The following is a 9651-nucleotide window of genomic DNA, read 5'->3' on the forward strand; positions in this document are numbered from 1 at the left end:
GTTCTATAGCTAACTGCTCTTCCACTCTGGCCTGAGTTGCTATCCCCGCATGATCTGTCCCAGGTAACCAGAGGGTGTTGTAGCCCTGCATCCGTTTAAAGCGCGTCAAAATATCCTGGATTGTGCTGTCCATAGCGTGTCCAAGGTGAAGTGCGCCCGTAACGTTCGGAGGAGGCATCACAATACTGAACGCCGGTTTCTCCTTGTTCACATCTGCATGAAAAAACCCATTCTCCTCCCAATAGCGATACAGTTTCCCCTCCGCCAGGCCAGGATCATACGTCTTCGCCATCTCTAATTTCTCTCTTTTTCCATTGTTCTCTGGCATAATAACTTCCGAACTCCTTCCTGTTCATAAAAAAAGCCTTTCATCCTGGTAAAGGACGAAAAACTTCCGTGGTACCACCTTTATTCTGAGGAGCATTGTCTCTCAGGACTTATTAGACGTTAACGGGTTTTCCGTCAGAGAGTACATTATTCCCCCCTGCCCCTCCTGTGCGACCAAAGCGTGTTTCCGAAAAGGCCTCCCAGCTATGACCTTTCTCTCTGAACGGTTTACTGACGCTATTCCTCACATTCTTCGAGTTTTTAAGAATATTTTATTGACTATATTATACTCGGCGCGATAAATATTGTCAAAAATACTATCTAGATTGCTTATATTTAGGTTTATCTTTTCTTTGTCCCTTTGTTCAAACGGCAGTCAATGTTAATCAAGAATATTTGATAGTTTAAGGTTCACAGCTTACAAATTATGTTATAATTAAAGACAGGGGGTGTTTAAATGGATCCACAAGTTATGGAGCTTCTTGCGAAAATATATCAAACGCAAACTGAAATGCGTAGTGAAATAATTGAGCTTAGAACTGGTCAAGAAACATTAGCGATAAATGTCGCTAAAATTATAACTGTGATCGAACATGATGTAGCGAACAAAATCGGAGCAATATTTGATTTCCGTGAAATACAGATAGATCATAACCAAAAGACTGGCGACACACTGGAACGTATTGGAGCCAAGGTCGAGGTTCTGCAATTAGAAACTTCCCAATTAAGACGGATTAAATAAGGCGACCCCAATATAACATGTACTGAAGTATAATTCGAATCTCGCTCACAGGAGGTGCTGAGTAGTTACGAATAAAAGGGCAGCAACAAACTTGAAAACAAGTTTTGTTACTGCCCTTTTGCATAAAGTCAGCCTGGTAAGATGATCCCCTCTAATGCCTTATTTCTCTCTAGAATAACGTCCGGCATCTCCCTCGTTGAACATGCCCCCTGTTTTTCGTTTTCACTGGTTGGTTCGAAAGGTGTAAAACCCTTAGCAATTAACTCGTCAGCTGTAAAGAGAGCTTCTTCCACGACCACGGAATTTCCACATTCCTCAAGTCTCCTGACTAGGTCGACTCCTCTACTGTGTTCCAAGTCTTTCAGCCCTGGTTTATAACTTAATCCTTTTACCAATACCCTTCGTCCACTGCCTACTCGCCTAATAATCTCATTCCTGTAAGTCAGATCTCCCTGCTCGGCTCCCTCCAATAACGGTGAATTAAACACCATACGCAAAAAGCCCATATCTTTAGGCAAACATTCTCCGCCAATGCCCCAATCCGGACTGAGCAGTTCTACGTTCTCTTTACTATTAACAGCTTGCCTCAGACCCTGGAAATTGATACCTTGATTAACGCAGTAGCGATACATCTCCTGAGCGAAAGCTATATCAATAAACCTTTTTACATTCTCAACAACCTTGCATAATTCAGCAATCCTTACCTCTTCGACTTCTATCAAATTCGGAACAAGAGGCCCATAAAACTGCCGCCCCTTCTCTAAACAAGCCTCCGTAAAGGCCCCCATGACGCGTGGGGTATCACAAACCGTTTTATCAACCCCAAACATCACCCGGTGAGGAACATGAATCAGGAAACAATCCCGTCCAAGTATGAGCCCTTTTTGGCCTAAATAATTTTTCACCCGTTCCATTGTTCCCGGCGGTAGGGTGGATTCTATCGAAATAAGAGCTCCGGGATGGATCAACATCTCATCCAAGACGGCAAATATAGTTTGCCCCTGGTTACCTGTGGAAGGAGTCAAGACCCAAGTGTCTATGGCATTCAGCATTTGATAATCTGAAGTCACTTTAAAACCTAATTCTTGAATCATCTCGATTCGCTGCCGATTAATATCGACCCCTGTCACCTCTCCTGGAAACCTTTCCACCAGATACGTCAGAAGATTAAAACCGATATTGCCCAACCCAACCACACAAATATGCATTCTTCACTCACCCTTCCCAACTATATCTCTATAGATTATGGAAGTCTGAGTTCGCCTGACACTTAAATATCTGCCTAAGAGTATTTGGCATCTATATTGAAATTATCACTTTCCGCTTAGGTCTAGCTGACCATAGGCTCTAGTATTAATGATTAATAACCCTGACTTTAATCTCAGTGGTGTAGTTAAGCGGTATCAGGGCCTGCTATGTCGTTATCCGCAAAAACTATAAAGTAAAAAACAAGTTTTCCATTTTATTGTCTGCAGCTTTGCTGCGGTATGTCCTAATACACAGGGGGGGTAACCATGAAAATTGTGTTTCCAAACCATAGCCTGGGAATCGGCGGAGGAGCGCGCTTTGTCTGCCAATTGGCCAATGCCCTCGCGGACAAAGGACACGACATTGAAATTGTCATTCCCGAAGAAGGCTCCATTGTCTGGCCTTTACGAGTAAAAATCACCCGCGTCAAAGAGCTCCTTCCAGATGCCATATCTGCGGCAGATTTCATTATTCCGAACTTTTACACAACGGTTATGCCTGCTTGGGAATCAAGAAAAGGCCAAGTCGTCCGTTTAAGCCTTGGCTACGAACCTCTTTGGGTCAAGGATGAAATGGCCCTCAAAACCTATCAGATTGATGCTCCCATTCTCTCCATATCCCAATGGCACCGCCAAATGATTTTGCAAGGAACTGGACGCGACAGTACCGTGATCCACGGTGCTGTCGATACGTCGATCTTTCATCCCTTTCCTAAGCACTCGTCTCTTACCGGCCGCAAGACCATCTTTTATATTTCCCGCTCAAAAAGCTATGGTTACTTTTGGAAAGGAGACGACGATTTTTGGGAGGCTTGTACTCGCTTAAAAGACGAGCAGCTTGAGTTTGATGTTGTTGTCGTTCACCCGGAACCAGATCAGCTCATGACTAATATCCCTTGTGAACAACGGACTCCGCAAGACGATCATGAGATGGCCATGCTTTATGCTCAGGCTGATCTCTATGTCTATACCTCCTATTTTGAGGCCTTTGGACTCCCCCCATTAGAAGCAATGGCTTGTCAAACAGCCGTTGTAACCACCGACTGTGGCGGAAATCGCGATTACGCCAAGCATAATGAAAACTGTCTCGTCGTTCCTCCGAGTGATGTAACTCAACTTACCGAGTGCATAAAACAGTTACTGTTAAATGATGACAAGCGACAAGTACTAGCCACCAATGGGTTGAACTTTGCCCAACCCTGGACTTGGCAGCGCACCGCCGAACAAGTGGAAGCTTTCTTATTGACCAAAATCAACCTCGTTTGAGAAGGTACACCGCAATTTCCGGGTATCTCTCAAACGCCACGACACATCCTTTGAGGCTTTGGATTGTATCAATAAAAAGGAGATGCGACCATTTCCCAACATGTAATTCATAAGGATTATTCCAGTCCACATCCCCGGTACCCGGAGGAGCGTTGGCTTCCGCATCAAGAGGTATGGAGACGATAATGTGATCAGCGTAGTTGAATAGTTTATCTAAAACTTCAACTGCTTCATCATTAGCCATGTGTTCCAAGACATCTCCGCAAATTATGACATCATAGTGCCTAAATAGAATAAAGGTTCGGATATCCTCAATAAATATCTCATCATAAAGGTTGAATAATTGAAATCGTTCAACATAAGGCGCATTAATCTCGACTGCATGCCACAGTTGTTGTGAATTTCGATACAATGAGCTATATGTTCCCCACCCGGGTCCTATATCTAATACTGACTGGATGGGTAAATTATTAAACCAATCTTGAATAATCCGCTTCCCTTTTGAGCTGCTGCCTGGCAATTCATCCACCTCCACCTAAGACAATTTTCACGACTTTCCGACTGACGTTTGGGACCATATATTCCGGTGGAGGCTCCCAGTCCCACCCCTGACTTAAAACCGTTTTCACGGCCCGCGAGATGGCTTCCGGTTCACATCCCGCAATCAGGTTACTCCCCGCCTCTATAGTTTCTGGTCGTTCAGTCACGTCACGCAGCGTTACATTCGGGGTTCTAAAGAGACAACACTCCTCTTGAACGGTTCCACTATCGCTTAAAACACAGTAGGCGTTTTGCTCCAAACAGACAAAATCAAACAACCCCAAAGGTTCCACGACTTGAATGCCTGTTCCGGAAAAGGTCCTGTTTTGCCTCTCCAACTGGGAACGGGTGCGCGGATGAAGAGTGCAAATAAGGGGCATCCCGTATTCGGCAGCTAACCTATGCAGGGCGATGATAAAATTGGTCAGGTGCTCCTCGTCGTCGACATTTTCGGCTCGGTGCAAGGTCACCAGGAAATAACCTTTGCTTGTCACTCCCATCGCCTTCAGTGCTTGACTTTGGGCAATTCTATCTGTGTAGTGCTTAAGCACCTCCCCGATCGGGTTACCCGTAACGTAAATACGTTTTCCTTCGATCCCTTCTCTGAGCAAATTAGCCCGGCTTCGTTCCGTGTAAGGCAATAAAATATCGCTGCAATGATCAACCACCCGACGGTTAATTTCCTCCGGCACGCGGTCATCATAACAACGGTTGCCCGCCTCCATATGATAAACCGGAATCCGGAGCCTTTTGGCGGCCATCGCCGTCAAGGCACTATTGGTATCCCCTAAAATCAGCAGACGATCAGGCTCTTCCTTGAGCATCACCCGTTCACATTCACTGAGTATCCGCCCAATTTGACCCATTAAGGTCGGCGCCTGGCAGTCCAGCAAATAATCTGGAGACCTCAATTTTAATTCATTAAAAAATATCTCACTAAGTTTCCAATCAAAATTTTGACCGGTATGCACGAGAATATGCTCACAAAGGTCATCTAGGAGAGGTATAATCCGGCTCAGGCGAATGATTTCCGGACGCGTACCTAATATGGTCATAATTTTCATTGTAGAAGTTCCCTTCTCAGGTTTAAGATATTCTATGACCCCTTTCCATAAATTGTGTATTTAGTTTCCCACATCCTACCTGCTAATGAACTATCAAGCTGTCTTTTCAAAGCCATTCCGGGAAAAGATCTTTAGCCCTGGATTTGACTATATCTCCACAATCAACCCCATAGAGACTCATGTTTTCGCCATGCCAACGATAGTTTAGGAGTTGTTCATCCAGAAATCCACAGGGATAGTTGCGCAATAAACGCAACCACATATCATAGTCATGGGCTGTTGGCAGCGTTTCATCAAATCCTCCTGTTTTTTCTAAGGCCGATTTCCTCATCATGACGGATGAACCGTTAATAAAACAGCCTTCCATGAGTTTCATCACCATGTCATGTTTACTCTCGTAGTAAAAAGAATGTATCTCATCACCGGGCTTCCCCAAAGCATCCACAATTGTAAAACTCGTATAACTAAAGCCAAGCGCAGCATCACTCTCCATCTGGAACACCTGCTTAGCGGTCTTTTCAGGTATAAACATATCATCGGCACTTAACCAGCAAACGTATTTGCCGGTTGCTTGTTTAATACCGCAGTTCAAGGCACTGGATGTCCCGCCATTTCGTTTATAAATATATTGAATTATCGCTGAATACGGCCTGAACACCTCTGCGGTATTATCTGTAGAGCCGTCGTCAACGACGATAATTTCGATGTTGGGGTAGGTCTGGTTTAGAACACTCTTGACTGCTTGGACAACGTACCTGGCGTGATTATACGTAGGAATAACCACACTAACGAGCGGCATCATCATTTATTTCCTCCAGTTTGATCATTTTTGTTAAGCATTTTTCACCTGGATAACGGCTTAACTCAATCCAAATTCCTCCAACATATTACCATTAATAGAATATTTACTGCTCCTGCCAAGCCAATTGAACCTGACGTTTTCGGCAAATTGTTAAACCAGGAGAAACCGGTATGGTCATCAATTCATATTCCCTCGTATCGCGTGCCAAGATCTCAACTGCCTGACAGGCTGTGCCACTCCAACTAGGCTGCATCATTTCTTCATCTTGCGGATGAGTATCGTGCAGCAAAATAAGGCCGTGTTGGGCGACATAGGGGAAGAAAGTCTGGAAGTCTTGTAATACCGCCTCTTTGGAATGATCGGCATCAATGAATAATATATCAATCTTTATAGGGTTAATCTCTAATTCCCTGGCAAACTCCTGGGTCGTAGCATTAACAAAACGCGTCTTCGCTAAAGATTGCATATAATTACCAGCCTCTGGTGTAATATCCACTCCAATTAATTGTTCGGCAAAGGGAATGATCCGATTAAATAATGTACATTGATATAAACCAAGTTCCACGTAAACCTTAGGTCGGATAAGACTCACCAGGTGAACGATAAAATCTTCATGCCAATTTAAGCAAGGTAATTGTTCCGTTAAAACGATCTGCGCGTGGTTCATACTCCATCCCCTTTTACTTGATTCATTACCCGCCTGATCCTCACCGATTTCGCTTCCAACAGGCCCTAATCCAAACGTAGACTCCAAATAATTCTTATTATGCATAATCTGAGGATCTTCCGGCCGGAATGTCCTGGCAATTTCATTATGCTTATAGGCTAACTCCTGCTTACCTAAGCGATCATAGCAAACACATAACTGCAAATGGGGTAACCAGGTCCAGCAAGCTTCAAGCATGGGCCCCCAAGCTTCAGGTTTCTCTAATTTAGCAGCTAAGCTATACCAAAAAACTGCTTGCTCAAATTGCTCAGCACGTAAAAAGTAAAAACCCAAACGACAGCAAAACTCAGCCCTTGGGTTGGCATATTCAAAGGATTTAAAATTATATTCCAGTTCTTTGGCCTTGTCCCCTAACTGCTGAAAACAATCGGTGAGTCTCCCACAAGCTGAAAGTTTATCCTCAACCCATCCAAGTCCTGTGTCCAGGAATTTCTGGTAAACTTCAATCGCGCGATTATATAGTTGGTGTTCAAATAATTCATTACCATAATAATATAAGTCTCGTGGCGTCAAGGGCGTACCTTTTGCCTGAAGCTTCTCAAATATTCTCAAGTTACGTTCAGTAACTCCAGACGTTCCCTTGTGTGTTACACAAATATCCGACTTTAGAACCTGCCCAAACACCGCCAAATATTCATGCACCGCTCCCACCCAGCGGAAGTCTTTACTCCGTTTAACCAAACGATTTCTTCTGAAACTATACGTTACCTTTCCAAACTCATCGAATGATAAAAGGTAAGGCATACTTACCGCGTCAATGTTCGATTCTAAATTCTTCTTTAGTTCTAAAAACTGCCGGCAATCTGACTCTGATAGGACATCATCAGCATCAAGCCATAAGATATACTCCATTGTTGCTTGATTAAATGCAAAATTGCGGGCAGCGGCAAAATCATCGATCCATGCAAAATCATATATCCGGTCGGTGTATTGCCCTACAATCTCCTTTGTATTGTCCTTCGAACCGGTATCAACAATCACAATTTCATCTGGGATTCCCTTGACCGAGTCCAGACACCGAGCTATGGTATCTTTTTCATTACGAACTATCATGCAAAGACTAATGGTTATGGGATTTTCAACCATTCTTCCGATCACCTCAATGATTTGATTTTAGGCATACTCCATTGTATTCAACTCATTGAAAGGTGGACACATGTTCCCTGGTAATAAAATAGAAGCCCCCTAAGTTTACCAAAAAACTTCTACATGCTAAAACTGACTTATTCTTTGGAAGACAATCCCAACACACCCTCTAGATACTTTTTGTTATGAAGAATCTGAGGGTCTTCAAGACGATACTTCCGGGCAATCTCGTTATGCTCATAAGCCAACTCACGTTTTCCTAAGCGGTCATAGCAAACACACAACTGTAAATGCGGAAGCCACGTCCAACAAGCTTCAATTATGGGTCCCCAAGAATCAAGCGGCTTTTCTAACTGAGTCGCCAGTTTATACCAGAAGGCTCCTTGATCATATTGTTCAGCACGCAAAAAATAATGACCCAGGCGACAACAAAACTCAGCCCTTGGGGTGGCATATTCAAATGATTTCAAAATATATTCCAGTTCTCTGCCCTTTTCCCCCAAATTTTGATAGCAGTCTGCAACTTTCCCACATGCAGACAGTATATCCTCAACCCACCCCTGTCCTGTCTTTAAAAATTCCTGATAAGCATCAACGGCCCGATTATTAAGTTTACGATCAAATAGCTCATTGGCATAGTAATATAAATCCCGCGGGGAAAATGGATCCCCTCTCTCCTTAAGTTTTTCGAATATTTTTAGATTTCGGTCAGAGTGGTTACTTCCGGTACCCTTGTGTGTTATACAAATATTTGAGTTTAAAACATGTCCATACACCTCTAAATACTCGTGTACCGCTCCAATCCATTGATAGTTTCTACTCTTTTTGACCAAGCGATTTCTTCTCAAACTAAACGTAACTGTACCAAATTGGTCGAACGACAATAAATAGGGCATATTGACCGCATCCATTAATGGGTCTAAATAATTTTTTAGTTTTAAAAGCTGCTCACGGTCAGTTTCCGCTAAAACATCGTCTGCATCCAGCCAAAAGATGTACTCCATCGTTGCTAGACTGAAGGAATAATTGCGGGCAGCTGCAAAGTCATCAATCCAGGTAAAATCCATCACTCGGTCAGTATACTGTTTTGCAATCACCTTAGTACTGTCAATTGAGCCCGTATCAACGAGCACAATCTCATCCGGTATACCCCTAACCGAGTCTAAACACCGAGCAATGGTGTTTTCTTCGTTTCGAACAATCATACACAAACTGATGGTTATTGGGTCCGACATTATTTAAATCACCCCACAGCAATAATTCGGCCATGATCTATGGTATTCAAAATTTAGTGAAATGGAATCCGATAGAATATTCATAAAGGAGTTGCAACTAGAAATTATTTAGTTACAACTCCTTCAAGGAGCTTACATTTAGTTTATTCTGTGAATAACAATTGAGGCGTTACTGGTATTTCCTGTTCCACCAGCACCCGTTGCAAGTACGATTGGGTCTGTAGAAAAATTGTTGGTTAAGGTAGCGGTTGCTCCATTTGCAGCTGTAAATATAACCTGACCATAGTTGACACCTATATGGCTAGGCGTCACTGGCTGAGTTATTCCAAATCTACTTCCAGTTACCCGATTTCCGCTTAAAAATACTGAAACTTGATTACTTCCAGTAGCACTAACTTGGTAAGTCAACATATAAATGCCTGAGTTTGTAATTGTTATAATGGGACTTCCTGCAGTATGCTGAATCCCTAACAATATCCCATTGCTGTCAAAGTTAAAATTACCTCCCACAGCTACTGTCTGGGCACCTGTATTATAAATCCACGCATACGCCGATGATAACGTTCCTGTAGCTCCTGTAGCTCCTTGGATACCCTGCGTTCCCTGGATGCCCTG

Annotated in this window: 10 protein-coding genes, 1 pseudogene and 1 other annotated feature; of the genes and pseudogenes, 2 read left to right on the forward strand and 9 right to left on the reverse strand. The window is 43.3% G+C overall.

Annotated elements, in window-relative coordinates:
- Positions 1–328, reverse strand: a 328-nt coding sequence (locus tag AC6I5A_RS06450) for a class I tRNA ligase family protein (RefSeq protein ID WP_034613239.1), incomplete at its 3' end; no start/stop codon positions are given.
- 48 nt (positions 329–376) lie between these two features.
- Positions 377–590, reverse strand: a binding site (T-box leader).
- Positions 591–784: 194 nt separating this feature from the next.
- Here AC6I5A_RS06450 and AC6I5A_RS06455 point away from each other — a divergent pair.
- Entirely contained in the window at positions 785–1069 is a 285-nt protein-coding gene (locus AC6I5A_RS06455; protein WP_034613241.1) for a hypothetical protein, read from the forward strand.
- Positions 1070–1197: 128 nt separating this feature from the next.
- On the opposite strand, the gene AC6I5A_RS06460 is transcribed toward AC6I5A_RS06455, so the two are convergent.
- Complete coding sequence (locus tag AC6I5A_RS06460; RefSeq protein WP_034613243.1) at positions 1198–2277, reverse strand: nucleotide sugar dehydrogenase; 1080 nt, start codon at positions 2275–2277, stop codon at positions 1198–1200.
- Positions 2278–2583: 306 nt separating this feature from the next.
- Here AC6I5A_RS06460 and AC6I5A_RS06465 point away from each other — a divergent pair, with 306 nt between their 5' ends.
- Positions 2584–3582, forward strand: coding sequence for a glycosyltransferase family 4 protein (locus AC6I5A_RS06465; protein ID WP_034613245.1), 999 nt, complete (start codon positions 2584–2586; stop codon positions 3580–3582).
- Here the strand turns inward: AC6I5A_RS06465 and AC6I5A_RS06470 are convergent.
- The 7 genes and pseudogenes from AC6I5A_RS06470 to AC6I5A_RS06500 form a co-directional block, all read right to left on the reverse strand.
- A complete protein-coding gene (locus AC6I5A_RS06470; RefSeq protein ID WP_052167939.1) occupies positions 3569–4102 on the reverse strand; it encodes a hypothetical protein in 534 nt (177 codons plus the stop codon). The genes AC6I5A_RS06465 and AC6I5A_RS06470 overlap by 14 nt on opposite strands.
- A 1-nt stretch (position 4103) precedes the next feature.
- Entirely contained in the window at positions 4104–5186 is a 1083-nt protein-coding gene (gene wecB, locus AC6I5A_RS06475) for a non-hydrolyzing UDP-N-acetylglucosamine 2-epimerase (protein ID WP_034613248.1), read from the reverse strand.
- A 106-nt stretch (positions 5187–5292) separates the two neighbouring features.
- Positions 5293–5991: a glycosyltransferase family 2 protein gene (locus AC6I5A_RS06480; protein ID WP_034613250.1), complete on the reverse strand. Its 699-nt coding sequence runs from the start codon at positions 5989–5991 to the stop codon at positions 5293–5295.
- A 100-nt stretch (positions 5992–6091) separates the two neighbouring features.
- A complete protein-coding gene (locus AC6I5A_RS06485) occupies positions 6092–6655 on the reverse strand; it encodes a class I SAM-dependent methyltransferase (protein ID WP_497900551.1) in 564 nt (187 codons plus the stop codon).
- Between the two features lie 66 nt (positions 6656–6721).
- Positions 6722–7801: pseudogene (locus tag AC6I5A_RS06490) on the reverse strand (tetratricopeptide repeat-containing glycosyltransferase family 2 protein); the annotation flags it as partial.
- 137 nt (positions 7802–7938) lie between these two features.
- Positions 7939–9036, reverse strand: coding sequence for a tetratricopeptide repeat-containing glycosyltransferase family 2 protein (locus AC6I5A_RS06495; RefSeq protein ID WP_497900550.1), 1098 nt, complete (start codon positions 9034–9036; stop codon positions 7939–7941).
- Between the two features lie 138 nt (positions 9037–9174).
- Positions 9175–9651, reverse strand: a 477-nt coding sequence (locus tag AC6I5A_RS06500; protein ID WP_034613254.1) for a hypothetical protein, incomplete at its 5' end; no start/stop codon positions are given.

The organism is Desulfosporosinus sp. Tol-M2, assembly GCF_059735615.1.